We start from the raw sequence: 25,132 nt of genomic DNA on the forward strand, positions 1-25,132 counted from the left end.
CGCTTCTTCCGCACACTATCAGCGCATAGCGCTTATAGCCTCCCCGATATAGCCATCCTCGTCATTTTCTGTGCAGTGCCGATGAAAAGGGGCACGGAGATTGCCTGCGTGATTGCATTAACGATAGTGTCGTGGATATAGGAAAAATACTGCTTGCATTGATCTTGTTGAGACGTATTTTCTTTTAGGGGCGCACGATGCGCAGGAGGCAAGTCCGATGAACGCACACGCACGAATGAACGCACACCTCGCTTCACCCCTGCTGGACAGTTTCGCCTTTTCCCGCGATGGCTTCCTGCTGTTGCGTGGCTGCCTGCCGACGGAGGTGGTCGATCGCCATCTGGCGACGGTCGCCGCGCAACGCTTGCGCAGCGAATATGCGGCGGCCACGCCCTGGCCGGCGCACCCGGCGGTGCGCCGGCTGCGCCATACGCATGCCTTTCGCGCCAGCGGCGGGCTGGACCTGGCGCTGCACGAGCGGCTGCTGGCATCGCTGAATATCCTCGCCGGGGAAAGCTGCTTCCTGCTCGATATCGGTACGCCGGATGACGAGCAGGTGCTTTGCGCCTGCAATGCCAGCATCGGCCCCAGCCCGCACCTGGGGGCCTGGATAGCCCTGCGCGATATCCCGCTGGAGGCCGGCCTGCGGGTCTGGCCGGGCAGCCATGCGCGCACCCGCGAATGCCTGCGCCGGCTGCTGGCTTCGGAACCTGGCCTGGCCTCGCGTATCCAGCGCATGCGCGAGGACGGCGTCAGCCTGCAACAGTGGTTCGGCCTGGAGGCGCAGTTGCTGCAGGTGCTGCGCGAGCGTTCCGCGCAGGGCGACACCGGCATGCGGGTACTGGCCCTGCGCAAGGGCGACGTGCTGGTCCAGCAGCAGGGCCTGGTGGTCACCGCGAAGCGGCTGGATAGCCACGCCTGCCTGGTGGCGCGTTTCGGCGCCGACCAGTTGCATCGCAACCATTACTTCGCCGATGCGGCCTTCTGAGCGACCGCTCGGAAGCCGCCTCCAACTGCGCCTCGCGAGGTTGTGAGCCGCTGCGTCCGGCATTGTCACAAACTCGACAAAGTCCCTCCAGGGTGTCGTTCACGACATGGCCCTGCTCCTTGGTTTTAACGCCAATCATCTGATTGAAAAGCACTTTCCGCTATGGCATCGGCTTTGCACCAGTCCTTTCGCCAGGTTGTCCGCAACTGCCTGAGGAGAGAGACCGATGATTATCCTGACCGAGAGCGCCAAGACCGCGATCAACCGTTTTATCAGCAGCACGGACAAGCCGACCGCGGGCTTGCGCATCCGTGTCGAGGATGGCGGCTGCTCCGGGCTCAAGTACAGCCTGAAACTGGAGGAGCGGGACGCCGACGGCGACCTGCTCATCGACTGTGGCGGCATCACCGTGCTGATCGATGACGGCAGTGCGCCGTTGCTCGAGGGCGTCACCATGGATTTCGTCGAAAGCATGGAGGGCAGCGGTTTCACCTTCGTCAATCCGAACGCGAGCAAGAGCTGCAGCTGCGGCAAGTCATTCGCCTGCTAGTTCGCTCCGGGGCCCGCGGCAATGGCGGCCCCTGACTCACCGGGAGATCAATTGTCATGTGGGATTATTCGGAAAAGGTCAAAGAACACTTCTACAACCCGAAGAACGCCGGCGCGGTGCCCGATGCCAACGCCACCGGCGATGTCGGCTCGCTCAGTTGCGGCGACGCCCTGCGCCTGACCCTGAAGGTCGACCCGGATACGGATGTGATCCTCGATGCCGGCTTCCAGACCTTCGGCTGCGGTTCGGCTATCGCCTCGTCCTCGGCACTGACCGAGATGGTCAAGGGCCTTAGCGTCGACGCGGCGCTGAAGATCAGCAACCAGGACATCGCCGATTTCCTCGACGGCCTGCCGCCGGAAAAGATGCACTGTTCGGTGATGGGCCGCGAGGCGCTGCAGGCGGCGGTCGCCAACTACCGTGGCGAGGCACTGGAGGACGACCACGAGGAAGGCGCGCTGGTCTGCAAGTGCTTCGCCGTGGACGAGGTGATGGTGCGCGATACCATCCGCGCCAACTGCCTGTCCAGTGTCGAGGAGGTGACCAACTACACCAAGGCCGGAGGCGGCTGTTCGGCCTGCCACGAAAAGATCGAGGAACTGCTCAGCGAAGAGCTGGCCGCGCGGGGCGAGATATTCGTGCCGGCGGGCACCGGCGCGAAGAAGAAAGCGGCGAAAGCGCCGCTGGTGAATATCGAGGCGGCCGAGACCCCAGCCGCTGCGGCCCCGGCCCCAGGCCTGACCAACCTGCAGCGCATCCGCCGCATCGAGCAGGTACTGGAGTCGATCCGCCCGACCCTGCAGCGCGATCACGGCGACGTGGAGCTGCTCGATGTCGAGGGCAAGAACGTCTACGTCAAGCTGACCGGCGCCTGCACCGGTTGCCAGATGGCCAGCATGACCCTGGGCGGCATCCAGCAGCGCCTGATCGAGGAACTGGGCGAGTTCGTCAAGGTGGTCCCGGTCAGTTCGCCGGCCCATGCACAGTTGGCGGGGGTGTGAGATGAAAGACGTCTATCTCGACAACAACGCCACCACCCGGGTGGACGACGAAGTGGTCCAGGCCATGCTGCCGTTCTTCACCGAGCACTTCGGCAATCCCTCGTCGTTGCACCGCTTCGGCAACCAGGTCGGCCTGGCGCTGAAGAAGGCCCGGCAGAGCGTGCAGAAACTGCTCGGCGCCGAGCACGACTCGGAAATCATCTTCACCTCCTGCGGTTCGGAGTCCGACTCCACTGCCATCCTTTCGGCGCTCAAGGCCCAGCCGGAGCGCAAGACGCTGATCACCACTACGGTCGAGCACCCGGCGGTGCTGACCCTGTGCGACTACCTGGCCGGCGAGGGCTACACCGTGCACAAGCTGGCGGTGGACAAGCGCGGCCGCCTGGATCTCGCCGCCTACGCCGAACTGCTGGACGACGACGTGGCGCTGGTCTCGGTGATGTGGGCCAACAACGAGACCGGTACGTTGTTTCCGGTCGAGGAGATGGCGCGAATGGCCGACGAGGCCGGGGTGATGTTCCACACCGACGCGGTACAGGCGGTGGGCAAGCTGCCGCTGGACCTGAAGAACTCGTCGATCCACATGCTCTCGCTGTCCGGGCACAAGCTGCACGCGCCCAAGGGCATCGGTGTGCTCTACCTGCGCCGCGGCACGCGCTTCCGCCCGCTGCTGCGCGGCGGCCACCAGGAGCGCGGGCGCCGCGCCGGCACCGAGAACGCCGCGTCGATCGTCGGCCTCGGGGTGGCGGCCGAGCGTGCGCTGCAGTTCATGGAGCACGAGAACACCGAGGTGCGGCGCCTGCGCGACAAGCTCGAGGCCGGCATCCTCGCCGCGGTGCCCTATGCCTTCGTCACCGGCGATCCGGACAACCGCCTGCCGAACACGGCCAACATCGCCTTCGAGTACATCGAGGGCGAGGCTATCCTGCTGCTGCTGAACAAGGTCGGCATCGCCGCCTCCAGCGGTTCGGCCTGCACCTCCGGTTCGCTGGAGCCGTCCCATGTGATGCGCGCCATGGACATTCCCTACACCGCCGCCCATGGCACCGTGCGTTTTTCCCTGTCGCGCTACACCACCGATGTCGAGATCGAACATGTGATCCGCGAAGTGCCGCCGATCATCGCGCAGTTGCGCAAGTTGTCGCCCTACTGGAACGGTAGCGGCCCGGCGGAGGAGCCCGACCAGGCGTTCGCCCCGGTCTACGCCTAGGGCGGCTCGACCCCGAAGCCGTGGCCCCTGGTGCAGCAGCCAGCTTGCTGGCGATCAGTCGACCGAAAGTATCGCCGGCAAGCTGGCTCCTGCGCAAAGCGCAGACCCGCCGTGGCATTGCACTATCTGGAGGCAGTCATGAACACAGTGATCATCGACGACACCACCCTGCGCGATGGCGAACAGGGTGCCGGCGTGGCCTTCAATGCCGAGGAGAAGCTGGCCATCGCCCGCGCCCTGGTAGCCATCGGCGTAGCGGAGCTGGAGGTCGGCATCCCCGCCATGGGCGAGGAGGAGTGCGAGGTGATGCGCGCCATCGCCGGCCTTGGCCTGCCGGCGCGCTTGCTGGCCTGGTGCCGGTTGTGCGACCTCGACCTGCAGGCGGCGCGTGGCAGCGGCGTGGGCATGGTCGACCTGTCGCTGCCGGTCTCCGACCTGATGCTGCGCCACAAGCTCGAGCGTGACCGCGACTGGGCCCTGGCCCAGGTCACCCGGCTGGTCGGCGACGCGCGCATGGCCGGCCTGGAGGTGTGCCTGGGCTGCGAGGATGCCTCGCGCGCCGATCCCGAGTTCATCGTCCGGGTCGCCGAGGTGGCCCAGGCCGCCGGCGCCAGGCGCCTGCGTTTCGCCGATACGGTGGGGGTGATGGAGCCGTTCGCCATGCGCGAGCGCTTCCGCTTCCTGCGCCAGCGCCTGGACCTGGAACTGGAAGTGCACGCCCACGACGATTTCGGCCTGGCCACGGCCAATACCCTGGCGGCGGTGGCGGGCGGCGCCAGCCATATCAACACCACGGTCAACGGCCTCGGCGAGCGCGCCGGCAATGCCGCCCTGGAGGAGTGCGTGCTGGCCCTCAGGCACCTGCACGGCATCGACTGCGGTATCGACAGCCGCGGCATCCCGGGGATTTCCGCGCTGGTGGAGCAGGCCTCGGGGCGCCAGGTGGCCTGGCACAAGAGTGTGGTCGGCGCCGGGGTGTTCACCCACGAGGCGGGCATCCACGTCGATGGCCTGCTCAAGCACCGCAGCAACTACCAGGGCCTCGACCCCGATGAGCTTGGCCGCAGCCACAGCCTGGTGCTGGGCAAGCATTCCGGTTCGCGCATGGTCGAGGCCAGCTACCGGGCCATGGGCATCGAATTGCTGGAATGGCAGAGCCGCGCCTTGCTCGGTCGCATCCGCGCCTTTTCCACCCTGACCAAGCGCAGCCCGCAGACGTTCGAGCTGGAGTCCTTCTACCGGCAGCTCGGCGACGCCGACGTGGTATCCGGAGCCCTGTCATGAGCCTGCTGGCCGAGTGGCGCGAGGATGTCGGCTGCGTGTTCCAGCGCGACCCGGCCGCGCGCACCCGCTTCGAGGTGCTGACCACCTACCCCGGGGTGCATGCGATCCTCCTGCATCGCCTCGGCCATCGCCTGTGGCGGCACGGCTGGCGCTACCCGGCGCGCCTGCTGGCATTCCTCGCGCGGCTGCTGAGCAATGTCGACATCCACCCCGGCGCGACCATCGGCAAGCGCTTCTTCATCGACCATGGCGCTGGCGTGGTGATCGGCGAGACCGCCGAAATCGGCGACGACGTGACCCTCTACCACGGTGTCACCCTCGGCGGCACCAGTTGGCGCAAGGGCAAGCGCCATCCGAGCCTGGGCGATGGCGTGCTGGTCGGCGCCGGGGCCAAGATCCTCGGGCCGATCAGCATCGGCGCCGGCGCCCGGGTCGGCGCCAACTCGGTGGTGGTGGCGGACGTACCGCCCGGCTGCACCGTTGTCGGCATCCCCGGCAGGGTGGTGCGCTTGCGCCAGGCCGGGCAGCCCAACCCCTATGGCGTCGACCTCGACCACCACCTGATTCCCGACCCCGTGGGCAAGGCTATCGCCTGTCTGCTGGAACGTATCGACATCCTGGAGAAGCGGCTCGAGGCGGGCGGCCTGGCCGCCGCCGGCAGCCAGCGGCAGTTCTACCAGGGCTGCGATGCGGACAACGCCATCTGCGAGCACGACTGCGCCGGCGGCGCCGTCACCCTGGGCCAGCCCTCGCGACTGGTCGCCAACCATTCGACGAGCAAGTGACGGAGGCGCGGCATGGACCTGCAGGATTTCAACGGCGACGACCTGTATTTCGATGAGCAACTGCCGGAGCAGGTCGCCCATCGCCTGGCCGATGCGGCCCGACGCTACGCCGGCGGCACGGCCGAGCAGCCGTTGCTGGAGGCGCAGGAACTGGCCCCGGACAGCCTCATCGTGCTGGTCGGACTGTACCGCTTCTACTACTACCAGCATCGTTACCAAGATGCCCTGGCCATTGCCGCGCGGGCGATGGCCTGCGTCGCGCCGCGCCTGGGCCTGCCGCCGGTCTGGCGCGATGTCCGCCTGGGGCACCTGGCCTATGCCGTCGAGCAGGGCATCGGCCTGCTGCGTTTCTACCTGCTGTCGCTCAAGGGCGCCGGCTACCTGTGCCTGCGCCTGGGCCACTTCGAGCAGGGCAAGGCGATGCTCGCCAAGGTCGTCGAACTGGACGCAGGCGACCGCCTCGGCGCTCGCCTGCTGCTCGACGTGCTGGCGGAGAACGATGCCGAAATCCTGCCTTTTCCCACTGTGCCTGCAATGGAGACTCAGCCATGAACAAACGACATTTCTCCCCGGACGATGGCCTGACGCTGGACGAGGCCATGGAGGAGCTGGTCTCGGCTGAGGATTTCCTCGACTTCTTCGGCGTGTCCTACGCCGAGGACGTGGTGCATATCAACCGCCTGCACATCATGCAGCGCTACCACGACTACCTGGGCCAGACCGGCGACCTCGACGGGCACGCGGATGCGGCGCGCCAGGCCGTCTACAGCCAACTGCTGAGGCGCGCCTACGAGGATTTCGTCGTCTCCGACGCGCAGACCGAGAAGGTCTTCAAGGTGTTCCGCATGCAAGAGCCGCAGGTCACCTTCGTCTCCATCGACCAACTGTCGAGCTGAGCCATGAGCCTGCCGCGATTCGACTATGGTGCACAAGTCCGCCTGATCCGCAATGTGCGCAACGATGGCACCTATCCGGGCATGGAAACCGGCGCGCTGCTGATCCGCCGTGGCGCCGTGGGTTGCGTCTACGATGTCGGCACCTACCTGCAGGATCAACTGATCTACCGGGTGCACTTCCTCGACGCCGGGCGCACCGTCGGCTGCCGCGAGGAGGAGCTGATCCCGGCCGCGGAGCCCTGGATAGCCAATCTGTACGAGTTCCGCGACCCGGTGCAGGCCAGCCGCGCGCTGGCTATCGGTGGCGAAGTGGTGGTGTCCAAGGGGCAGGCGGGCAGCATCGAGAAGGTGCTGCGCGACCTGCCCCATGGCATCGAATACCACGTGTATTTCGACAATGGGCGCACCCTGCAGGTGCCCGAGCACAGCCTGGCGCCACTCTTGTCCGGAGGGCCGCAGCATGGGCACTGACGTTCGCCTTGACGGCGATGCCCGCTACCTCTTGCTGAAGGTGGCCCATGAGCGTTTCGGCCGGGGCCCGGGCGAGCTCGACGAAGGGCAGTTGCAGCAGGCCCGGCGTATCGTCGAGCGTCACCTGCAGATCGAGGGCGCGGTGCTGCGCAGCCCGCAGGCGCTCGGCGTGGTGATCCCGCCGGCCCAGGTGGAGCAGGCCTGGAAGCAGATCGGCGAGCGCTATGCAAGCCCCGCCGCGCTGCAACAGGCGCTGCACGACAGTGGCCTGGACGGGCGGCAGGTGCGTGGGCTGCTGGCTCGCGAACTGAAGGTCGAGGCGGTGCTGGAGCGGGTCTGCGCCGGCTTGCCGGCGCTCAGCGATACCGATCTCGGGCTGTATTACTTCAACCATCCGGAGCGCTTCCTGCGGCCGCCCTCGCGCCAGGCACGGCACATCCTCATCACCGTCAACCCCGACTACCCGGAGAACATCCGCGAGGCGGCGCTGGCACGCATCGAGGCGATCGCCGGGCGCCTGCGCAGCAAGCCGGAGCGCTTCGCCGAGCAGGCGCTGAAGCATTCGGAATGCCCCACCTCGCTGCAGGGCGGCCAGCTCGGTAACATCCGCCCGGGCATGCTCTACCCGGAACTCGACGCCTGCCTGTTCGCCCTGCAGCCAGGGCGGATCGGCCCGGTCGTCGAGTCGCCGCTGGGCTTCCACCTGCTGCTGTGCGAAGCCGTCGTACCGGCCATGCAACTGCCGCTGGAGGCTGTCCTGCCACACCTGCGCGAGACGCTCCAGCAGCGCCAGCGCCAAGCCCACCAGCGGCGCTGGCTGGAAAGCCTGCTGCAACAGGCCCCCCCTATGGAGAACCAGGCCCATGGCTGATAGCGAAAAACCCTGCTGTTCCTTCTGCGGCGTGGAAAAGAGCCTGAGCGTGCCCTTGATCGCCGGTAACCAAGGGCGCATCTGCGAAGCCTGCGTCAACCTCGCGCACCAGGTCGTGAGCAGTTGGGGCGCGCGGCGCAAGAGCCAGCAACTGGCGCCGCAACTGCGCACGCCGATGGCCTACAAGCAACTGCTCGACGAGTCGGTGATCGGCCAGGAGAGCGCCAAGGAAACCCTCGCGGTGGCGGTCTACAACCACTACCTGCGGCTGCTCAACAGCGACCGTGAGCCGGCCTGCCGGCTTGGCGAGCAGGTCGAGCTGGAGAAAGCCAATATCCTCATGGCCGGACCGTCCGGCACCGGCAAGACCCTGCTGGTGCGCACCCTGGCGCGTACCCTGGGGGTGCCCTTCGCCACGGCCGACGCCACCACCCTGACCCAGGCCGGCTACGTCGGCGACGATGTCGACAGCATCATCGCGCGGCTGCTGGACGCCGCTTCCGGCGACGTGCACCTGGCGCAGTGGGGCATCGTCTATATCGACGAGGTGGACAAGCTGGCCCGGCGCGGCAGCGGCGGTACGGCGGTGCGCGACATCTCCGGCGAGGGCGTGCAGCAGGCCCTGCTGAAGATGATCGAGGGCAGCGAGGTGCGTATCGCCAAGACCGGCCGGCGCAACGAGCATGGCGAGGAGCAGGTGGTCGACACGCGCAATATCCTGTTCATCGCCGGTGGCGCCTTCGCCGGCCTGGAGGAGCTGATCGGCAGCCGCCTGCAGCCGCTGGCCAGCGATATCGGCTTCCTCGCCGCGCCGCGCCCGGTGCAGCCGGGGATCAACGAACTGCTCGCCGCGCTGCTGCCGGACGACCTGCATGGTTTCGGCCTGATCCCCGAGTTCATCGGTCGCTTCCCGGTCATCACCTTCCTCCAGGAACTGGACCACGCCACCTTGCTGCGCATTCTCAGCGAGCCGCGCAACGCCCTGGTCAAGCAGTACCAGCAGTTGTTCGCCTATCAGGGCGTGACGCTGGAAGTCACCCCCGCCGCCCTCGACTTCATCGCCAGCCAGGCGCTGCAGCGCAAGACCGGCGCGCGTGGCCTGCGCGCGGCGCTGGAGGCGGCGTTGCAGCCGACCATGTTCAGCATGCCGTCGCAGCCGGGGGTACGCCGCTGCACCCTGACGCTGGTCGAGGACGCCGCCGGCGAGCGCCTGGAGGTGCTGCGCAGCCTGGACGAGACGGCGCCGCCCGTGAGCGGCGAGAGGCCTCCGCTACCGGCGGCGCCGCGGATGACACTCGACCTGTGATTTGTCGCAATCCCGACAGAAGCCTTCCCCGGGCTACGTCGGGTTTGCCCCAGGGGGTTTCGCTCTTTGATTAAAAAATCCTTTCATATCATTTGGTTATGAATTTTCCCCGGAGGCGGGGGGCTGGCCTGTTTCCTGCTGATAGACAACCGGGGCGCGCGACAGCCGCGCTTCCCAGACTTGTATTCCACACGTAGCCCGAGGTGAACCATGGCCAGGATTGGACTCTTCTTCGGCACCAACACGGGGAAAACCCGCAAGGTCGCCAAACTGATCAAGAAACGCTTCGACGACGACACCGTCGCCGATCCGCTGAACGTCAATCGCACCACGCTGGAGGAGTTCGCCGCCTATTCCCATCTGATCCTCGGCACCCCGACCCTTGGCGATGGCCAGTTGCCGGGCACCAGTGCCGATTGCGAGAACGAGAGCTGGGAAGAGTTCCTGCCCAGGCTGGAAGGCTTCGATTTCAGCGGCAAGACCATCGCCCTGTTCGGCCTGGGCGACCAGGTGGGCTATGGCGAGGAGTTCCTCGATGCGCTGATCGAGCTGTACAACTTCTTCACCGAACGCGGCGCCCGGCTGGTCGGCGCCTGGCCTAGCGAGGGTTACGAGTTCGAGCATTCCGCGGCCCTGGTCGACGGCAAGTTCGTCGGCCTGGCGCTGGACCTGGACAACCAGAGCGGCCTGACCGAGGAACGCCTGGATACCTGGCTGAAATCGATCGCCGCGGATTTCGATCTGCCGCTTTGATGGGCCCGTAGCGTGCGCTCCGGGAAGTAGCGCACGGATTGGCATTCGCACAGGAACGCCGATCCCCAGGGGCGAAGATGTGCACACACCGTAGCCCCCGCGGAAGGGGGCTGCCGCTAGGCAGTCCGGCGTATCGAGCGGCGCCCTGGCGGGCGCTCCCCGTTCTTTATCCAAAGCGCTCAGGCCATAGGCTGATCCAGCCAGCAGCGGAATCTTCCTCCCAGGCGCATAAACAGGTGAAAGGCCTGGCTCCTTTATTGCTCATGCTGTCGAAGAAAGTGATGACTCAAATCATTATTAAATTTTTGGCTTGTAGGATGGGTTGAGCGCAGCGATACCCATCGAGCGCATGCCCTGGGTATCGCTGCGCTCAACCCAGGCTACGAGAACACTTCAAGCACTGCGCGGCCAAGGCCGCTCCCATCCTTGTCAGCCTTGCGCCGGAGCGTTCTCGAGCAAGGTCTTCAGGCTGCCGTCGGCTTCCATGCCGAGGATGATGTCGCAGCCGCCGACCAGTTCGCCATTGACGAACAACTGGGGGTAGGTGGGCCACTGCGAGATCCGCGGTAGTTTCTCGCGGATGTGCGGGGCGTTCAGTACGTTGACGAAGGCGAACGGCTGGCCGGTGTTTTTCAGCGCCGCCACGGCGGCGCGGGAGAAGCCGCATTCCGGCGCCTCGGGGTTGCCCTTCATATAGAGGATCACCGGGTTGTCGGCGATCTGCTGGCGGATGCGGCTTTCCGTATCGAGTACCTGCATGGCGATTTCTCCGGTCTACAGCGCGGCTTGGCGCCGCTCGGCCTGGCGCTGCGGCGCGCGGTACTGGTGGTGGGCCTGGCGCCAGGCTTCGTAGCCGCCGTCGAGGCTGTAGCTGTGGCTGAAGCCGAAGTCGCTGAACAGGCGCGCCATGTCCTGGCTGGCCTTGCCCTGGTAGCAGCAGACGATCAGGTGCGTCTGCTTCGGCGTGTGCTTGAGCAGGGTGCCCAGGGTCAGGTCGCTGAGGTGGATGGCGCGTGGGTCGTGCCCCTGGCTGTAGTCGCGGGCGGCGCGGATGTCGAGCAGCATGACGTTGTCTTGCCGGTTCAGCAGGTCTTCGGCCTGTTCGACACTGAGGTGGGTGAAGTCGCTCATGGTTCTTCTCCAAAGCAGTCATGGTGGGTCGGGCATTGATCGCAACTGGGCGAGCGGCAGATGTAGCCACCGTCCTGCTCGCACAGTTGTTTGTAGAAAAATTTCTTCCAGCGCATGTCCTGTACGTTGCGCATGACCAGCACCGGGAAGTTGTGCTCCAGCAGTTCGCGCAACTGCAGCCGCGAAGTCAGGCCCAGGTCGCGCCACAGGTGGTCGCTGCCGAGGCAGGCGGCGGCGACGATACCGGCCAGCAGGGCTTCGTCCGGGTCGCCGCCGCGTCGCCCGGCCAGCAGCAGTGCGCGCAGCTCCTGCCATTCGTCGCGGCGCAGGCTGCGCAGTTCCTCGCGCAGTTCGCTGCATTCGCGCAGCAGTGGGGGCTGGCTGGCCTGGGTCCGCCAGCGCCATTCCGGGAACGCCTGGATCAGTGCGCGGTAGTCATGGCGGTCCAGGCCGAGCTGGAAGGGCAGGCAACTCTGCCCTGTGCGCTGGGCGCGGATGATCTGCTGCAGCCAGGCCTGGTTGGGCGTCCGCCTGGCGCTCGCCGGCGCGGGTGCCAGGCGCGGCCTGGCGGCCAGTTGCGTCAGCATGACGAGGCCTGCGCCGGGGCGCAGCTACTGATTTGGGCGCCGCCGCTGGCCTGGGTGTTGCCGCCATGGCCAGCGCTGCCGTGGCGGCAACCGTCGAGGTCGGCCGGCAGCCGCGCCAGGGCGTCCTGGCCGGGCAACAGGCGGCTGAGTTCGTGCGGGTCGAAACCGACCATGCGCTGCTCGCCATACTGCAGCAGTGGGCGGCGGATCAGCAGGGGCTGGGCAAGCATCAGCGCCAGCGCCTGTTCGCTGTCCAGGGTGTGGGGGGCCACTTCGCCGTGCTTGATCGCCGGCGCCGAGAGGTTGAACCACTCGGCCACCGGCCGCTCGCCGAAGAAGGGCCGCAGGCGTTCGCGGCTCCAGGGTTCGCTGAGCAGGTCGCGTACTTCCAGTTGCAGGCCGGCCGCCCGCAGCAGTCGTTTCTGCAGGCCATTGGTGGCGCAGCCGGGTTTTTCGTAGAAGACGATGCAGGACATGAGCGTGCTCTCCTTCAACGGGCCTGGATTTCGCGCATGGCTTCGGCCAGGCGCTCGGGGGGAATGCCGGTCAGCGACCCCGGCGGGTTGGCCGGGCTGCCGTCGGCCAGCTCGATGGCGCCCTCGATCGGGCAGATGCTCGCGCACTGCTGCTCGGCGTAGTCGCCGTCGCACTCGGTGCACTTGTGCGCGTTGATGCTGAAGTGCGCGCTGCCACGGTAGATCGCCTCGCTCGGGCAGACATCCATGCAGGCCCAGCAGTTGACGCACGCTTCCACTATATTCAATGCCATTTCGCACCTCCCGTCATCGGTCGTTCCACCGCCCCACTCAGGCCTCGGCCCTGAGTGGGGCGCTATCCTGCTCCAGGCGTCCGTCGCGGATCATTTCCTGGTAGACCGCCAGCACCGCTTCCTCGATGGGCTCCATGGCATGTTCGCCGTTGGGCTGGATACCGGCGGCCTCCAGTGCGCTCCAGGGTTCGAAACCGATCTTCGAGCAGAGCACCGCCTCGCACCCCTTCAGGGCGCGGATACCGGCGGACAGCGCGCTTTCCTTCTCCCCGCAACTGTCGTCGCCGATGCAGTACTGCTCGACCTTGCGGTGGCCGATGAAGCGTACGCCGGCCGGCGAGGCTTCGTAGACCAGGAACTCCCGGGCGTGCCCGTAGTGCTGGTTGATCAGGCCGCCGCCGCTGGTGGCCACGGCCATCAGCACCGGGCGCTGGCGCCTGGTCGTTGCGTCGCCGGGCAGGGCGGGCACCGACATGCCGTTCAGGCGCGCCTTCTTCGCCGCCTTCTCGTCCAGTTCCTCCTTGATCGCGGCATGGATGACGGCGCGCTTGAGCATGGCCGCCTCGTAGTCGATTTCCATCTCCTCGATCTTGTCCAGGGTGAACTCGTCGCCACGGTCCTCGCCGAGCAGGCCGACCGCGTCGGCGCGGCACTGGCGGCAGTGGCGCATCATGTTCATGTCGCCGGCGCAGGCGTCCTGCAGGTCCTGCAGTTCCTCCGGCTCGGGGCTGCGCTGGCCCATCACGCCGTAGAAGGTGCCATGCTCGGCCTCGGCGATCAGCGGCATGACGTTGTGCAGGAAGGCGCCCTTGGCCTTGACGATGCGGCTGACTTCCTTGAGGTGCTGGTCGTTGACGCCGGGGATCAGCACCGAGTTGACCTTCACCAGGATGCCCCGGGCGACCAGCATTTCCAGGCCTTTCTGCTGCCGCTCGATAAGGATCCTGGCGGCCTTGACGCCACGGATGCGCTTGTTGTTCCAGTAGATCCAGGGGTAGATCCTGGCGCCCACCTCAGGGTCCACGCAGTTGATGGTGATGGTCACGTGGTCGATGTTGTGCCGGGCCAGTTCGTCCACGCAGTCGGGCAGCGCCAGGCCGTTGGTGGAGACGCACAGCTTGATGTCCGGGGCCTGCTCGCTGAGCAGGCGGAAGGTCTCGAAGGTGCGTGCGGGGTTGGCCAGCGGGTCGCCGGGACCGGCGATGCCGAGCACGCTCATCTGCGGGATGTTCGCCGCCACCGCCTTGACCTTCTTCACCGCCTGCTGCGGGCTCAGCACTTCGGAAACCACGCCGGGGCGCGATTCGTTGGCGCAATCGTACTTGCGGTTGCAGTAGTGGCACTGGATGTTGCAGGCCGGCGCCACCGCCACGTGCATGCGTGCGAAGTAGTGGTGGGCTTCCTCGGAATAGCAGGGGTGGTTCTGCACTTTCTCGCGGATATGCTCCGGCAGGTGGGAAAGCTGGTCGCCGCTGCTGCCGCACGAGCCGGAAGAGCAACCGCCGGCGTTTTGCGGCGCGGTATCGGTTTGCCCAAGTACGCTCAGTTCCATGGTTGGTCTCCGGGTGAGAGAGTCATTGCCATGGGGCTCGAGCAAGTGCCGTGCCTGTTTTTCATCTTGTTGATTCTAAAGGATATTTAGCTCTATGGCGGCGGGGCTTTGTCTGGCAGCCAACAAAGCGCGGGGGCGCTGCGGGGGTGGCTGTCGCACACGCGACAATCGCGCATGGGGTGCTGGCCACTGTTGTCGGGCGCGCGCAGTGCGAATCATCCCCAGGGCATTCGCACAGTAGCGCCGCTCCCGAGCCTAATCCGCCGGCGCTTTCCCGCTGAGCTGGTACAGCTTGTATTCCACCCGGCATGGCGCGCCGCTTTGCGGGTCGGTCTCGAACAGGCTGTGCACGTGGGTCAGGGCGATCTCGAAGTCGGCCCGGTACAGGGCCGCCAGTTCCCCGTCCACGCCCTGGGCCTGTTGCAGGCTGGCGCCTTCCTCGGCGTCTTCCAGGGTCAGCAGGAAGACCCCGGCGCTGTCTGGCACGATGCGCCGCAACTGCGCCACGTAGCGGGCGCGCACGGTCGGCGGCAGGGCGGTGAGGGCGGCGCGGTCGTAGACGCTGTCGACCGGCCCCAGGTCGGCTGCGGCGAGGGCGAAGTAGTCGCCGCAGAGGATGGCAATGCGGCCATGCCGCCAGAGGGTGAAGCGGCCCTGCCGGTGCTTGCTGGGCTGCAGGTGGTTCTCCCTGAAGAAGGCCGCCACCGCCAGTGGGCTCAGTTCCACGCCGATCACGTCGTGGCCGCGCTCGGCCAGCCAGAGCATATCCAGGCTCTTGCCGCACAACGGGACGAACACGCGGCTGCCGGTGGCCGGGGCGAAGGCGGGCCAGAAGCGGCTGAGCAGGCGGTTGACGCCGCGCTGGTGGAAGTCGGTCCGGCGCTCGCGCCAGAGCCGCAGCCAGAGCTGATTGTCGCGGTCGGTCATGCTGTGCCCTGCAGTCTGGCAAGTGTTGGCGGGCATGGGGCTTCGCCGCAAGCGCCATGCGTGGGGACGCGCCGCGCCGTTAGTGGCGGGCGCGGCGCTCAGATCTTGCGCATATGGATGTTCAGGGTCTGGATGCGGTAGGCGATCTGCCGCGGTGTCATACCCAGCAGGCGCGCGGCCTTGGCCTGCACCCAGCCGGCCTGTTCGAGGGCTGCGATGACCCGCTCGCGGTCGTCCATGGCTGCGTCGGCCAGGTCGACTTCCGGCAGCGGCGCCAGCGGCACGCTGTCGTTGCCCAGGCCGGTCAGCGAAACCACGTCGCGGGTGATGCTGCCGTCCTCGCTCATGATCGCCGAGCGCTCCAGGCAGTTCTCCAGCTCGCGCACGTTGCCCGACCAGCGGTGGTTCATCAGCAGGCGGATGGCGCTGTCGGTGATGCTCAGCTTGCGTCCCTGCTGGCGGGCGATCTTGTCCATGAGGAATTCCGCCAGTTCGGGGATGTCGGCGCTGCGCTCGCGCAACGCCGGCACACGGATCGCCATGACGTTGAGGCGGTAGTAGAGGTCCTCGCGGAACTTGCCTTTCTCCACTTCGCTTTCCAGGTCGCGGTTGGTCGCGGCGACGATGCGCACATTGACCCTGACCGTCTGGTTGCCGCCGACCCGCTCCAGTTCGCCTTCCTGCAGTACGCGCAACAGCTTGGCCTGGAACATCGGCGAGATCTCGCCGATCTCGTCGAGGAACAGGGTGCCGCCGTCGGCCTGCTCGAAACGCCCCTTGCGCTGTTTCACCGCGCCGGTGAAGGCGCCTTTCTCGTGGCCGAACAGTTCCGATTCGAGCAGGGTCTCCGGTAGCGCGGCGCAGTTCAGGCGTACCAGCGGGCGGTGTGCGCGCGGCGAGTTGTAGTGGATGGCGCTGGCGATCAGTTCCTTGCCGGTGCCGGACTCGCCGAGGATCAGCACCGTGCTGTCCCACTTGGCCACCCGCCGCACCTGGTCGAACACCTGGCGCATGGAGGCGGTGTGGCCCACCACCATGTTCTCGAAGCCGTACTTGGCGCGCACCTCGCGGCGCAGTTCGTCGCGCTCGTCCTTCGCTTCGCGGCCATCCTCGATGTTCACCACCAGGCGCACGGTCTGTGCCAGCAGATTGGCGACGATTTCCATGAAGCGCGTACGATCGGCCATCAACTCGTCGGCGTGGCTGTCCGGCTGGGCAGCGAGCACGCCGATGGTGTGGCCTTCGTGGGTCTTGATCGGCACCGCGATAAAGGGCATTTCCAGGTCGTACAGCGCCAGCCGGTCGAGAAAGCGCGGCTCCGTGGCGATGCGCCCGAGTGCCACGCTGTTGCCATGCTTGAAAATGTTGCCGAGCACCCCTTCGCCGATGCGGTAGCGCACCCCTTCGCAGGCGCGGATCACCGCTTCCGAATCGCTGTGGATGGCGCCGACCTGGAGGATGCCGTTTTCCGGGTCGCCGATCGACACCAGGCCATGCAGCAGGCCGAGCTGTTCGTGCAGCACGGCGAGGACCTTGGCCAGTATGTCCTCGATCTGTTGTTCGCGGCTCAGGGTACGGGCGATGCGCGCCAGGGCCTGCAACTGGCTGTCGTAGAGCTGCTGGCGCGTCGCTGTGGTGGGGCGCGGGGCGAGCGAGCTGTTCATCGGCATATCCTCCGCTGGTTCAACCCGCCGCCGCGAATGGCAGTTCGACCACCATCCTGCAGCCTTCATGGTAGTCGCCGTCTATATGCAGCATACCGGCGTGCTCGATGACGATTTCCTGCGCCATGGCCAGGCCCATGCCGCGCCCGGCGCGGTGCGGCGGCTTGGTGCTGAAGAATGGCTGGAAGATCTTCAGGGCCAGTTCGGCGGGTACGCCGGGGCCGCTGTCGCTGATTTCCATGCGCACCACCTGCTGGTTTTCCACCCGCGTGCTGATGAACAGTTCGCGGCGCTGGATATGGCCCTGGCTCATGGCCTCGATGGCGTTGTCGACCAGTTGCTTGATCATGCTGCGCAGGCGCGATTCGGCGCCGAGCACCCAGGGCAGGCGCAGCGCCGGCTGCCAGTCGACGACGATGCCCTGGGCCAGCAGGCTGTCGGTGCACAGGGTGATGACTTCGCGGATCAACTGGTTGACGTTGACCGGCATCTTGGCCTCGGCGATGCGCAGCGGGATCGAGCCGCTGAGGTTCTCCAGGGCTTCCATGCCGGCCGCACTGGCCTCGCGCATGGCCGCCAGCACCGGGTCGTTCTCGGCCTTGTCGCCGAGGCGCCGCTCGAGCATGCGGGTCGCCGCGCTGATCAGGTTGACCGGTCCCTGCAGGCGGTGGATGGCGCCGTTGAAGGTCTCGCGCATGCCGTCGAGCAGGCCTTCCTCGGCCATCAGCGCCTTGAGCGCGTTGAGCTGGGAGTCCTGCTGCTGCTGCCGCAGTTCGGAGATGTCGTTGAGGGTCAGCAGCAGGTAGCGTTGCTCGCCGGGGGTGAAGAACAACTGGGCGCGCTCGTCGCCGACATGGATGGCCATGCCGTGGCAGGCCAGCCAGCGTGGCGATCTGCCGCCCAGGTCGAAGGAGATTTCCTTGCCGGAGAAGGTCGCGCCCTGGCGCTCCAGGGCCTCGATGGGCGCGGCGAGGTTGTCGCGCAGCAGCGTCACCAGGCTTTCGGCGGTGCAGTCGGCGGTCAGCTCGCTGGCCAGCCGGCGGAAGCTCGGGTTGGACAGCACCACCCGCTGCTCGTCGTCCATCACTACCATGGCCGCGGGGGAGGCGTTGACCACCGCCTCGATCATCAGGCGCTGGTTGCTGACCCGCTGTTCCAGCTCGTGCTGTTCACTGGTGTCGCGGTGCATGCCCAGGTAATAGACGGTCCGCTCGTCTTCGTCGAGCACCGGCGCCACGGTCAGCTCGGCCAGGTACAGGCTGGCGTCCTTGCGCCGGTTGACCAGCACCCCCGACCAGGGTTTTTTCTGCGCCAGCCGGCTCCACAGGGCCCGGTACGCCAGGCGCGGGGTGGTGCCGTTGGAAAGGATCGACTCGTTGCGGCCGATCACTTCCGCGCCGTCGTAGCCGGTGATGCTGGAGAAGGCGCGGTTGGCGTAGAGGATATTGGCCTTGAGGTCGGTGATGGAGATGGCGATGGGGGCGTGCTCCACCGTCTGCCGGAAGACTTCGGGGGGGAGTTCCGCGTTCTCGTGCGGCGCCGGGCCGCCGCTGGCGGGCGATGTGACTTCGGTCATGGGCGTTGCCTCGTCGATCTGCCGGGAATCCGCGAACCCGCCACGCTTGTCGCCAGCGCGGCCAGGGGCCATGCAACCCGAGTGGATTTGCAAAGCCTGTGCCGTGCCCGTGATACGCGGGCTGCGGGTGAATGTAGCGGCGCCGGCGGGGGAAATGGCCAGGTTTCTGTGGCAAAGCCCACAGTGAACGCCACCGATCCCGCGGGGTTCTGTCGGAAAACCTACAAAGCACTGCCGCAGAGGCCCCGGCGGCATGGATTTATCTGCCGGTGATTTGATCTGGATCAGCTTTTCCGGGAGCCGGGAGGCCCCTCCGGCGGCGTGCCGGGGCGTGGCATGCTTGATGCAAAAGCCCTCGGCAAGGACGCGGCGCCCGACAAACGGGCACGCCGCCATCTTCCATACGCCACCTGGGGGCACAATCATGGATTACCTGCTGTTCCTGATCGGTACCGCGCTGGTCAACAACATGGTGCTGGTCCACTTCCTCGGCCTGTGTCCGGTCATGGGCGTGTCGAGCAAGCTCGACGCCTCGCTGAGCATGGGCCTGGCCACCGCCTTCGTGATGACCATCGGCGGCATCAGCAGTTGGCTGATCGAACACTATGTGTTGTTGCCGCTGGGTATCGGCTTCGTGCGCATCCTCGCCTATATCGTGCTGATCGCCGGGCTGGTGCAGTTGATGGAACTGCTGATCCGCAAGGGCAGCCCACTGCTGCACCGCTCGCTGGGCATCTATCTGCCGCTGATCACCACCAATTGCGCGGTGATCGGTGTGCCACTGATCAGTGTGCGCGAGAACCACAGCCTGGCCGAGGCCAGCCTGTACGGCTTCGGTTCGGCGCTGGGTTTCACCCTGGTCATGGTGATCTTCGCCGGCATGCGCGAGCGCCTGGCGCTGGCCCGGGTGCCGGCGGCGTTCGCCGGGGCGCCGATCGCCTTCGTCAGCGCCGGGCTGCTGGCGCTGACCTTCATGGGCTTTGGCGGACTGATCTGAAACCTGCGGCCGGCATGGACCGGCAAGGAGCATGACGATGCTGGCGGCGACACTGATCCTGGCGGCGATAGGCGGGCTGATGGGCGCGGGGCTGGGCTGGGCGGCACGGGTTTTCGCGGTCTCCAGCGACAATCCGCTGCTGGCGGAAATCGAGCGGTCGATGCCGGGCAGCCAGTGCGGGCAGTGCGGCTTTCCCGGCTGCTCGGCCGCCGCCGCCGCGCTGGCCGAAGGCAAGGTCGCGCCGACCTGCTGCCCGCCGGGGGGCATGGCCCTGGCGGAGCGGCTGGCGCAACTGCTCGATGTGCCGCTGGAGGGCGGGCAGATGCCCGCGCCGCTGCTGGCCAGTATCGAGGCCGAACAATGCACCGGTTGTACGCGCTGTTACCGGGCCTGCCCGACCGATGCCATCGTCGGCGCCAACGGGCAGATCCACGCGGTGCTGCACAACGCCTGTACCGGCTGCGGCAAGTGCCTGGAGGCCTGCCCCGAGGGCTGCGTTTCCCTGGCAGCGCAGGCGCCGACCCTGGACACCTGGCACTGGGGCAAACCCCAGGCCGCCTGAACCGACCACAGGAAATCCTTCGATGTTCGACTTCGCTCGCAGACACGGCGGGATCCACCCGTCCGCCCACAAGGATCGCTCCGCGGCACTGCCCATCGCCCGCCTGGCACTGCCGCCGCACCTGTACCTGCCGCTGCGCCAGCACGCCGGGGCCGAGGCGCTGCCACTGGTCAGGGCCGGTGAGCGTGTGCTCAAGGGCCAGTTGCTGGCGCGTTCGCCCTCGGAACTGTCGGCGCCGGTGCATGCGCCGAGTTCCGGGCGCATCATCGCCATCGGCTCCATCCTGGCGCCGCACCCCTCGGGGCTGAAGGCCAACGGCATCATTCTCGAATGCGACGGCGAGGAGCGCTGGATCGACCTGGAGGTAGCGGACGATCCCTTTGCCCTCGACCCGCTGACCCTCGCCGACAAGGTCGCCAAGGCCGGTGTGGTCGGCCTCGGCGGGGCGATCTTCCCGGCGGCGGTCAAGCTCAAGCAGGGCACCCGCCACGAGATCAAGATCCTGCTGATCAACGGCAGCGAGTGCGAACCCTACCTGACCACCGACGACCGCCTGATGCGCGAGCGCGCCGAGGCCATCGTCGACGGTGCGCGGCTGATCCAGCACATCCTGCGTTCCTGGCAGGTGGTCATCGCCATCGAGGACAACAAGCCCGAGGCCCTGGCCGCCATGCGCGCCGCCAGCGAGCCCTACGGCGCCATCGAGGTCCAGGCGGTGCCGGCGCTGTACCCGATGGGCTCGGCCAAGCAACTGATCAAGCAGGTCACCGGTCGCGAAGTGCCGGCCGGCGCGCGCAGCACCTCGGTCGGCGTGCTGGTGCACAACGTCGGCACCGTGTACGCCATCCAGCAGGCCTTGCGCCATGGCCGGCCGCTGATCTCGCGGGTGGTCACCGTGGCCGGCGGCTGCGTGGGCAGCCCGCGCAACCTGGAGGCGCTGATCGGTACGCCGGCCCAGGCGCTGCTGGATGCCTGTGGCGGGCTGCTGCGCGAGCCCCGCCAGTTGCTGCTCGGCGGGCCGATGATGGGGGTGCGCCTGCCGTCCGCCGAGGTGCCGCTGATCAAGGGCGCCGCCGGCCTGCTGGCGCTGGATCGCCATGAGGTGCCGCACCAGGAGTCGGCGCCATGCATCCGCTGCGCACGTTGCGTGGACGCCTGCCCGATGGGCCTGGCGCCACTGGAAATGGCGCTTCATGCGCGCGCGGACGACCTCGACGGCGCCAGCCAATACGGCCTGCGCGACTGCATCCTGTGTGGCTGCTGTTCCTACGTCTGCCCGTCGCATATCCCGCTGGTGCACTACTTCCAGTACGCCATGGGGCGGCAGGACGAGCGGCGCAACGCGGCACGCAAGAACGAGCGGATCAAGCAGATGACCGAGGCGCGCGCCGCGCGCCTGGCCCAGGAGGAGGCCGCCCGCGCCGCGGCCAAGGCGGCCAAGGCCGCCAAGGCCCGCCAGCACCAGTCATCCGCAGAGGAGGTACGGCCATGAACGGTCTGATCGCCAGTGTCGCCTCGGGGCCGTTCGCCCATGACCGCTCCTCGGTCAACCGCATCATGCTGCACGTGTGCCTGGCCCTGGCGCCGGCCACGCTGTTCGGGCTGTACCTGTTCGGCTGGCCGGCGTTCAACCTGTGGCTGCTCACCTGCGCCAGCGCACTGCTCAGCGAAGCCGTCTGCCTGCGCCTGCTGGGGCAGCCGCAGCGGCGCCTGCTGGATGGTTCGGCGCTGCTCACCGGCTGGCTGCTGGCGCTGTCCCTGCCGCCCTGGGCGCCCTGGTGGATCGGCGTCGGCGGCAGTGCCTTCGCCATCGCCGTGGGCAAGCAGATCTATGGCGGCATCGGCCAGAACCCGTTCAACCCGGCGATGCTGGCGCGGGTCGCGCTGCTGATCGCCTTTCCCCTGCAGATGACCACCTGGGTCCTGCCACAGCCCCTGGGCAGCCTCGGCGCGCCGGGCTTTGTCGAGTCCCTGGCGATCACCTTCGGCGGGGCGTTGCCAGCCGACGGTGTGGCCGGTGCCACCGCCCTCGGCGACCTGAAGACCCAGTTGACCCTGAACCGCAGCGCCGAGGATATCCTGGCGAACGATTTCGCCCTGTTGCCGGCGCTGATCGGTACCAGCGCCGGCAGCCTGGGCGAGACCTCCGAACTGCTGATCCTGCTGGGTGGGCTGTGGCTGCTGGCACTGCGTATCGTGCAGTGGGAAATCCCCCTGAGCATGCTGGCGAGCATCGCGCTGCTGGCGCTGTTCGCCCATCAGGTCGAGCCGCTGCGCTACCCCGGCGCGCTCTATCACCTGAGCAGCGGCGGGCTGTTGCTCGGGGCCTTCTTCATCGCCACCGATCCGGTCACGTCGCCGATCAGCCGCGGTGGCCGGCTGATCTTCGGTATCGGCTGCGGGCTGCTGGTGTACGTCATCCGCACCTGGGGCAGTTTCCCCGAGGCGCTGGCTTTCGCCGTGCTGTTCATGAATGCGCTGACCCCGCTGATCGACCGTTACTGGCGACCGCGGGCCTATGGCCGCAGTGTCCGGGGCAAGCCACTGGTGGCCGCCAAGTGGACGCGCCGGGTCAAGGAGGTGGACAAGGTATGAACCCGACCACGCAGGATAGTCTACCGGCCGCCCTGGGCGAGCCCGAGCCATCGCGGCTGGCGCGCTGGCGCAGCCGGGTGGGTTACCAGGGCTTGTCCCTGGGCATCGTCTGCGGCGCGGCGGTCTTGCTGCTGATGCTGGGCGACCTTGCCACCCGCGAACAGATCGCCGCCAGCCGGCAGCAGGACCAGTTGGCGATGTTGCGCCAGGTGCTGCCCGATGCGCTGTACGACAACGACCCGCTGGGCGAGGCCTTCACCCTGGAGGACGCCCGGCTGGGCCAGGTGCAGGTCTACCCGGCCAGCAACAGCGGCGAACTGACCGCACTGGTGTTCCAGATCAGCCCGATCGGCTGGGCCGGGCCGATCACCCTGCTGGTGTCGGTGGAGCGGGGCGGCGCCATCCTCGGCGTGCGGGTGCTCGGGCACAAGGAAACCCCGGGGCTGGCGGACAAGATCGAAGTGGCCAGGAGCGACTGGATCACCCGCTTCGACGGCCTGTCGCTGGCCAATACGCCGTTGCCCGCCTGGGGCGTGAAAAAGGATGGCGGCCAGTTCGACCAGTTCGCCGGCGCTACCATCACCCCGCGGGCCATCGTCCGCGCGGTGCTGCAGACCCTGCAAGTACAGCAGGAACAGGGCGACGCGTTCGCCGAGAAGATCCAGGAGGCCAGACCATGAGCCAGCCGACGTCCAATTCCAGCCCGCTGCTGCGTCAACTCGGCGGGGCGCTCTGGGGGCAGAACATCGCCCTGGTGCAACTGCTGGCGCTGTGCCCGGCGCTGGCGGTCACCACCAGCGCCACCAACGGCCTGGGCATGGGCCTGGCCACCACCCTGGTGCTGATGCTGACCAATGCGCTGATTTCCGCGCTGCGCCATACCATCTCCCAGGCAGTCCGCACCCCGGTGATCATCGGCATCATCGCCGGCGTGGTGACCCTGCTGGACATGGCGATCAACGCCTGGATGCACGAACTGTACAAGGTGCTCGGCCTGTTCATCGCCCTGATCACCACCAACTGCGCGGTGTACGGCCGCGCCGAGGCGTTCTGCCTGAAGAACCCGGTGCTGCCGTCGGTGATCGACGGCCTCGGCATCGGCCTGGGCTTCACCTGGGTGCTGGTGCTGATCGGCGGCATCCGCGAACTGCTCGGCAGCGGCACCCTGTTCGCCCAGGCCTCGCTGCTGCTCGGCGACGGTTTCCGCTGGTTGGAGACCACGCTGATCGCCGACTTCCAGGGCATCCTGCTGGCCATCCTGCCACCCGGGGCGTTCATCGTGCTGGGCTTCCTGCTGGCCGCCAAGCGGTTGCTCGACCGCCGGCAGGCCGCCCGGCGCCTGAGCAGCAGCGGCGAACTGGTGGTGCTGCAATGAGCCAGGCCGGAACAGAAGCGCTGAACGTTTGCGTGGTCTACGCCAACGCCCGGCAGCCGCTGGCACTGAACTGCCGGGTCGAGGACGGCTGCACCGTGGAGCAGGCCATAGAGCGATCCGGATTGTTGAGCTGTTGCCCGGAGATCGACCTGCGCAAGCAGAAAGTCGGCGTGTACGGCAAGTTCGTCAAGCTCGACAGTCCGCTGAAGGAAGGGGACCGCGTGGAGATCTACCAGCGCATCACGCGGGTTCTCGATGACGACGACGATGAGGATGATGACGATTAACAAGCCGTTGAAAAACGTTGGCGAGGCAGCCAGCGCAAGGCAAAAACAGGCGAAGAAGCGCAGTTTACGCATTGTAAATGAGCATTCTGAGCCTGTTTTTAACGCCGCGATGGCAACGCAGGTAGTTTTTAAACGGCTTGTCAGGGGCGCATGCGCTGCCGTGGCGCATACCCCGACCACCGACCGAGGAGAGACCGATGGACAGCCCCATGAGCATGAACCGTGAGACCGCGTTGCGTATCGCCCTGGCTGCGCGCGTGCTGCCCGGTGTCGGCGTCGCCCGCCTGCTGGATATTCTGCAGCAGCGGATTGACGGCGAACTGAACCAGGACAGCCTGCAGACCATCACTGTCACCGACCTGAAGAACGGCTTCGCCGGCAGCGACGGCGAGGAGGGCGGCGAGGACAGCGCTATCGGCCTGCCGGCGCTGAAGGACGCCGTGCGTATTCTCTGGGGCGAGAATGTCAGCGAGGAGCTGCCGCGGCCGGTGCGGCCGGATAGCCTGCCGGAGGGCTCGATCCGGGTGGCCATCGCCTCCAACAACGGCGAGCGCCTGGACGGCCACTTCGGTTCCTGCCTGCGTTTCCTGGTCTACCAGGTCTCCCCGGGGAGCCAGGCGCTGGTGGCGGTGCGCTCGACCCTGGAGGCGGACCTGGCCGAGGACAGGAACGCCTTTCGCGCCGAATTGATCGGTGATTGCCAGGTGCTCTACGTGGTCTCCATCGGCGGTCCGGCGGCGGCCAAGGTGGTCAAGGGCGGCATCTATCCGATCAAGCGCGGCGATGGTGGCCAGGCCGGCGAGGTGATCGCCGAGCTGCAGCGGGTGATGGCCGGCAACCCGCCGCCCTGGCTGGCCAAGCTGCTCGGTGTGGCCGCCGAGCAACGAGTGCGCTTCGCCCTGTCGGAACCGACGGTTTTCGCCTGAACCCGCTGTGCCGTGCGTCGCGCGTCGTTCCCGGCGCGCTCGGCGCCGGGCCGCGGGCCCTGCGGTGAC

30 protein-coding genes are annotated in these 25,132 nt (G+C 67.2%); 21 read left to right on the forward strand and 9 right to left on the reverse strand.

Annotated features, from left to right (window positions below; translation table 11 throughout):
* Positions 1 to 217: 217 nt before the first annotated feature.
* From DNJ95_RS05890 to DNJ95_RS05945, 12 genes are all read left to right on the forward strand, one after another.
* Positions 218 to 988, forward strand: a complete 771-nt coding sequence (locus DNJ95_RS05890) for a phytanoyl-CoA dioxygenase family protein (protein WP_242671870.1) — start codon at positions 218 to 220, stop codon at positions 986 to 988.
* 226 nt (positions 989 to 1,214) lie between these two features.
* Positions 1,215 to 1,538 carry a HesB/IscA family protein gene (locus DNJ95_RS05895; RefSeq protein ID WP_131183802.1) on the forward strand — a complete coding sequence of 108 codons (324 nt, stop codon included), beginning with the start codon at positions 1,215 to 1,217 and terminating at the stop codon, positions 1,536 to 1,538.
* A gap of 56 nt (positions 1,539 to 1,594) precedes the next feature.
* On the forward strand, positions 1,595 to 2,539 hold the full coding sequence (gene nifU, locus DNJ95_RS05900; protein WP_131183803.1) for a Fe-S cluster assembly protein NifU: 945 nt from the start codon (positions 1,595 to 1,597) through the stop codon (positions 2,537 to 2,539).
* Position 2,540: 1 nt separating this feature from the next.
* Entirely contained in the window at positions 2,541 to 3,749 is a 1,209-nt protein-coding gene (nifS, locus tag DNJ95_RS05905; RefSeq protein ID WP_131183804.1) for a cysteine desulfurase NifS, read from the forward strand.
* A gap of 138 nt (positions 3,750 to 3,887) precedes the next feature.
* Positions 3,888 to 5,033, forward strand: coding sequence for a homocitrate synthase (gene nifV / locus DNJ95_RS05910; protein ID WP_131183805.1), 1,146 nt, complete (start codon positions 3,888 to 3,890; stop codon positions 5,031 to 5,033).
* Positions 5,030 to 5,818, forward strand: coding sequence for a serine O-acetyltransferase (gene cysE, locus DNJ95_RS05915; RefSeq protein WP_131183806.1), 789 nt, complete (start codon positions 5,030 to 5,032; stop codon positions 5,816 to 5,818). The genes nifV and cysE overlap by 4 nt, the downstream gene beginning before the upstream one ends.
* Before the next feature lie 12 nt (positions 5,819 to 5,830).
* Positions 5,831 to 6,370 (forward strand): hypothetical protein, encoded by a 540-nt coding sequence (locus DNJ95_RS05920; protein WP_131183807.1) that lies wholly within the window; start codon positions 5,831 to 5,833, stop codon positions 6,368 to 6,370.
* Positions 6,367 to 6,714 (forward strand): nitrogenase-stabilizing/protective protein NifW, encoded by a 348-nt coding sequence (gene nifW, locus DNJ95_RS05925; protein ID WP_131183808.1) that lies wholly within the window; start codon positions 6,367 to 6,369, stop codon positions 6,712 to 6,714. Before DNJ95_RS05920 ends, nifW begins: the two co-directional genes overlap by 4 nt.
* Before the next feature lie 3 nt (positions 6,715 to 6,717).
* Positions 6,718 to 7,185 carry a nitrogen fixation protein NifZ gene (locus DNJ95_RS05930; protein WP_131183809.1) on the forward strand — a complete coding sequence of 156 codons (468 nt, stop codon included), beginning with the start codon at positions 6,718 to 6,720 and terminating at the stop codon, positions 7,183 to 7,185.
* On the forward strand, positions 7,175 to 8,056 hold the full coding sequence (gene nifM, locus DNJ95_RS05935; protein ID WP_131183810.1) for a nitrogen fixation protein NifM: 882 nt from the start codon (positions 7,175 to 7,177) through the stop codon (positions 8,054 to 8,056). Before DNJ95_RS05930 ends, nifM begins: the two co-directional genes overlap by 11 nt.
* The gene (clpX, locus tag DNJ95_RS05940) at positions 8,049 to 9,362 is read left to right on the forward strand and encodes an ATP-dependent Clp protease ATP-binding subunit ClpX (protein WP_131183811.1); all 1,314 of its coding nucleotides are present in this window, start codon (positions 8,049 to 8,051) and stop codon (positions 9,360 to 9,362) included. The genes nifM and clpX overlap by 8 nt, the downstream gene beginning before the upstream one ends.
* Before the next feature lie 210 nt (positions 9,363 to 9,572).
* Entirely contained in the window at positions 9,573 to 10,115 is a 543-nt protein-coding gene (locus DNJ95_RS05945) for a flavodoxin (protein ID WP_131183812.1), read from the forward strand.
* 429 nt (positions 10,116 to 10,544) lie between these two features.
* Here DNJ95_RS05945 and grxD read toward each other — a convergent pair whose 3' ends face one another.
* The 9 genes from grxD to nifL all read right to left on the reverse strand — a co-directional run bounded on the left by grxD (position 10,545) and on the right by nifL (position 18,321).
* A complete protein-coding gene (gene grxD / locus DNJ95_RS05950) occupies positions 10,545 to 10,874 on the reverse strand; it encodes a Grx4 family monothiol glutaredoxin (protein ID WP_131183813.1) in 330 nt (109 codons plus the stop codon).
* A 15-nt stretch (positions 10,875 to 10,889) separates the two neighbouring features.
* Positions 10,890 to 11,246 (reverse strand): thiosulfate sulfurtransferase GlpE, encoded by a 357-nt coding sequence (locus DNJ95_RS05955; protein ID WP_131183814.1) that lies wholly within the window; start codon positions 11,244 to 11,246, stop codon positions 10,890 to 10,892.
* Complete coding sequence (locus DNJ95_RS05960; protein WP_131183815.1) at positions 11,243 to 11,833, reverse strand: nitrogen fixation protein NifQ; 591 nt, start codon at positions 11,831 to 11,833, stop codon at positions 11,243 to 11,245. Before DNJ95_RS05960 ends, DNJ95_RS05955 begins: the two co-directional genes overlap by 4 nt.
* Positions 11,827 to 12,309 (reverse strand): ArsC/Spx/MgsR family protein, encoded by a 483-nt coding sequence (locus DNJ95_RS05965; RefSeq protein ID WP_131183816.1) that lies wholly within the window; start codon positions 12,307 to 12,309, stop codon positions 11,827 to 11,829. The genes DNJ95_RS05960 and DNJ95_RS05965 overlap by 7 nt, the downstream gene beginning before the upstream one ends.
* A gap of 14 nt (positions 12,310 to 12,323) precedes the next feature.
* Positions 12,324 to 12,602, reverse strand: coding sequence for a 4Fe-4S dicluster domain-containing protein (locus DNJ95_RS05970; protein ID WP_131183817.1), 279 nt, complete (start codon positions 12,600 to 12,602; stop codon positions 12,324 to 12,326).
* 37 nt (positions 12,603 to 12,639) lie between these two features.
* Positions 12,640 to 14,154, reverse strand: coding sequence for a nitrogenase cofactor biosynthesis protein NifB (nifB, locus tag DNJ95_RS05975; protein ID WP_131183818.1), 1,515 nt, complete (start codon positions 14,152 to 14,154; stop codon positions 12,640 to 12,642).
* Between the two features lie 255 nt (positions 14,155 to 14,409).
* A complete protein-coding gene (locus DNJ95_RS05980) occupies positions 14,410 to 15,081 on the reverse strand; it encodes a thiopurine S-methyltransferase (protein WP_131183819.1) in 672 nt (223 codons plus the stop codon).
* 98 nt (positions 15,082 to 15,179) lie between these two features.
* Complete coding sequence (gene nifA / locus DNJ95_RS05985) at positions 15,180 to 16,745, reverse strand: nif-specific transcriptional activator NifA (RefSeq protein ID WP_131183820.1); 1,566 nt, start codon at positions 16,743 to 16,745, stop codon at positions 15,180 to 15,182.
* Between the two features lie 19 nt (positions 16,746 to 16,764).
* Entirely contained in the window at positions 16,765 to 18,321 is a 1,557-nt protein-coding gene (gene nifL, locus DNJ95_RS05990; RefSeq protein WP_131183821.1) for a nitrogen fixation negative regulator NifL, read from the reverse strand.
* Between the two features lie 421 nt (positions 18,322 to 18,742).
* Between nifL and rsxA the strand changes: the two genes are divergently transcribed.
* From rsxA to DNJ95_RS06035, 9 genes are read left to right on the forward strand one after another with little or no spacing between them, the layout of a single operon-like run.
* Positions 18,743 to 19,318, forward strand: coding sequence for an electron transport complex subunit RsxA (gene rsxA / locus DNJ95_RS05995; RefSeq protein WP_242671879.1), 576 nt, complete (start codon positions 18,743 to 18,745; stop codon positions 19,316 to 19,318).
* A gap of 37 nt (positions 19,319 to 19,355) precedes the next feature.
* Positions 19,356 to 19,880: an RnfABCDGE type electron transport complex subunit B gene (locus DNJ95_RS06000; RefSeq protein ID WP_131183823.1), complete on the forward strand. Its 525-nt coding sequence runs from the start codon at positions 19,356 to 19,358 to the stop codon at positions 19,878 to 19,880.
* Positions 19,881 to 19,902: 22 nt separating this feature from the next.
* Entirely contained in the window at positions 19,903 to 21,372 is a 1,470-nt protein-coding gene (gene rsxC, locus DNJ95_RS06005; protein ID WP_131183824.1) for an electron transport complex subunit RsxC, read from the forward strand.
* Positions 21,369 to 22,475, forward strand: a complete 1,107-nt coding sequence (locus DNJ95_RS06010; protein WP_131183825.1) for an RnfABCDGE type electron transport complex subunit D — start codon at positions 21,369 to 21,371, stop codon at positions 22,473 to 22,475. The genes rsxC and DNJ95_RS06010 overlap by 4 nt, the downstream gene beginning before the upstream one ends.
* On the forward strand, positions 22,472 to 23,155 hold the full coding sequence (gene rsxG / locus DNJ95_RS06015) for an electron transport complex subunit RsxG (RefSeq protein ID WP_131183826.1): 684 nt from the start codon (positions 22,472 to 22,474) through the stop codon (positions 23,153 to 23,155). Before DNJ95_RS06010 ends, rsxG begins: the two co-directional genes overlap by 4 nt.
* Positions 23,152 to 23,850, forward strand: coding sequence for an electron transport complex subunit E (locus DNJ95_RS06020; RefSeq protein ID WP_131183827.1), 699 nt, complete (start codon positions 23,152 to 23,154; stop codon positions 23,848 to 23,850). The genes rsxG and DNJ95_RS06020 overlap by 4 nt, the downstream gene beginning before the upstream one ends.
* A gap of 20 nt (positions 23,851 to 23,870) precedes the next feature.
* On the forward strand, positions 23,871 to 24,137 hold the full coding sequence (locus DNJ95_RS06025; RefSeq protein ID WP_131183920.1) for an RnfH family protein: 267 nt from the start codon (positions 23,871 to 23,873) through the stop codon (positions 24,135 to 24,137).
* Complete coding sequence (locus tag DNJ95_RS06030; protein WP_131183828.1) at positions 24,127 to 24,363, forward strand: hypothetical protein; 237 nt, start codon at positions 24,127 to 24,129, stop codon at positions 24,361 to 24,363. The genes DNJ95_RS06025 and DNJ95_RS06030 overlap by 11 nt, the downstream gene beginning before the upstream one ends.
* On the forward strand, positions 24,347 to 25,063 hold the full coding sequence (locus DNJ95_RS06035) for a dinitrogenase iron-molybdenum cofactor biosynthesis protein (protein ID WP_242671871.1): 717 nt from the start codon (positions 24,347 to 24,349) through the stop codon (positions 25,061 to 25,063). The genes DNJ95_RS06030 and DNJ95_RS06035 overlap by 17 nt, the downstream gene beginning before the upstream one ends.
* Positions 25,064 to 25,132 lie beyond the last annotated feature (69 nt).

It is taken from the genome of Stutzerimonas kirkiae, assembly GCF_004327335.1.
Lineage (GTDB): Bacteria > Pseudomonadota > Gammaproteobacteria > Pseudomonadales > Pseudomonadaceae > Stutzerimonas > Stutzerimonas kirkiae.

Bases quoted from the DNA above. Each gene is read 5' to 3' on its own strand.
- grxD (WP_131183813.1), bottom strand. From the start codon at position 10,874: ATGCAGGTACTCGATACGGAAAGCCGCATCCGCCAGCAGATCGCCGAC.
- DNJ95_RS05980 (WP_131183819.1), bottom strand. From the start codon at position 15,081: ATGACCGACCGCGACAATCAGCTCTGGCTGCGGCTCTGGCGCGAGCGC.
- nifB (WP_131183818.1), bottom strand. From the start codon at position 14,154: ATGGAACTGAGCGTACTTGGGCAAACCGATACCGCGCCGCAAAACGCC.
- DNJ95_RS05955 (WP_131183814.1), bottom strand. From the start codon at position 11,246: ATGAGCGACTTCACCCACCTCAGTGTCGAACAGGCCGAAGACCTGCTG.
- DNJ95_RS05930 (WP_131183809.1), top strand. From the start codon at position 6,718: ATGAGCCTGCCGCGATTCGACTATGGTGCACAAGTCCGCCTGATCCGC.
- DNJ95_RS06035 (WP_242671871.1), top strand. From the start codon at position 24,347: ATGAGCATGAACCGTGAGACCGCGTTGCGTATCGCCCTGGCTGCGCGC.
- nifA (WP_131183820.1), bottom strand. From the start codon at position 16,745: ATGAACAGCTCGCTCGCCCCGCGCCCCACCACAGCGACGCGCCAGCAG.
- nifV (WP_131183805.1), top strand. From the start codon at position 3,888: ATGAACACAGTGATCATCGACGACACCACCCTGCGCGATGGCGAACAG.
- nifW (WP_131183808.1), top strand. From the start codon at position 6,367: ATGAACAAACGACATTTCTCCCCGGACGATGGCCTGACGCTGGACGAG.
- DNJ95_RS06030 (WP_131183828.1), top strand. From the start codon at position 24,127: ATGACGATTAACAAGCCGTTGAAAAACGTTGGCGAGGCAGCCAGCGCA.
- DNJ95_RS06010 (WP_131183825.1), top strand. From the start codon at position 21,369: ATGAACGGTCTGATCGCCAGTGTCGCCTCGGGGCCGTTCGCCCATGAC.
- nifM (WP_131183810.1), top strand. From the start codon at position 7,175: ATGGGCACTGACGTTCGCCTTGACGGCGATGCCCGCTACCTCTTGCTG.
- DNJ95_RS05920 (WP_131183807.1), top strand. From the start codon at position 5,831: ATGGACCTGCAGGATTTCAACGGCGACGACCTGTATTTCGATGAGCAA.
- rsxG (WP_131183826.1), top strand. From the start codon at position 22,472: ATGAACCCGACCACGCAGGATAGTCTACCGGCCGCCCTGGGCGAGCCC.
- DNJ95_RS05895 (WP_131183802.1), top strand. From the start codon at position 1,215: ATGATTATCCTGACCGAGAGCGCCAAGACCGCGATCAACCGTTTTATC.
- clpX (WP_131183811.1), top strand. From the start codon at position 8,049: ATGGCTGATAGCGAAAAACCCTGCTGTTCCTTCTGCGGCGTGGAAAAG.
- cysE (WP_131183806.1), top strand. From the start codon at position 5,030: ATGAGCCTGCTGGCCGAGTGGCGCGAGGATGTCGGCTGCGTGTTCCAG.
- DNJ95_RS05945 (WP_131183812.1), top strand. From the start codon at position 9,573: ATGGCCAGGATTGGACTCTTCTTCGGCACCAACACGGGGAAAACCCGC.
- rsxC (WP_131183824.1), top strand. From the start codon at position 19,903: ATGTTCGACTTCGCTCGCAGACACGGCGGGATCCACCCGTCCGCCCAC.
- nifL (WP_131183821.1), bottom strand. From the start codon at position 18,321: ATGACCGAAGTCACATCGCCCGCCAGCGGCGGCCCGGCGCCGCACGAG.
- DNJ95_RS05970 (WP_131183817.1), bottom strand. From the start codon at position 12,602: ATGGCATTGAATATAGTGGAAGCGTGCGTCAACTGCTGGGCCTGCATG.
- DNJ95_RS05890 (WP_242671870.1), top strand. From the start codon at position 218: ATGAACGCACACGCACGAATGAACGCACACCTCGCTTCACCCCTGCTG.
- DNJ95_RS05960 (WP_131183815.1), bottom strand. From the start codon at position 11,833: ATGCTGACGCAACTGGCCGCCAGGCCGCGCCTGGCACCCGCGCCGGCG.
- nifS (WP_131183804.1), top strand. From the start codon at position 2,541: ATGAAAGACGTCTATCTCGACAACAACGCCACCACCCGGGTGGACGAC.
- DNJ95_RS06020 (WP_131183827.1), top strand. From the start codon at position 23,152: ATGAGCCAGCCGACGTCCAATTCCAGCCCGCTGCTGCGTCAACTCGGC.
- DNJ95_RS06000 (WP_131183823.1), top strand. From the start codon at position 19,356: ATGCTGGCGGCGACACTGATCCTGGCGGCGATAGGCGGGCTGATGGGC.
- nifU (WP_131183803.1), top strand. From the start codon at position 1,595: ATGTGGGATTATTCGGAAAAGGTCAAAGAACACTTCTACAACCCGAAG.
- DNJ95_RS05965 (WP_131183816.1), bottom strand. From the start codon at position 12,309: ATGTCCTGCATCGTCTTCTACGAAAAACCCGGCTGCGCCACCAATGGC.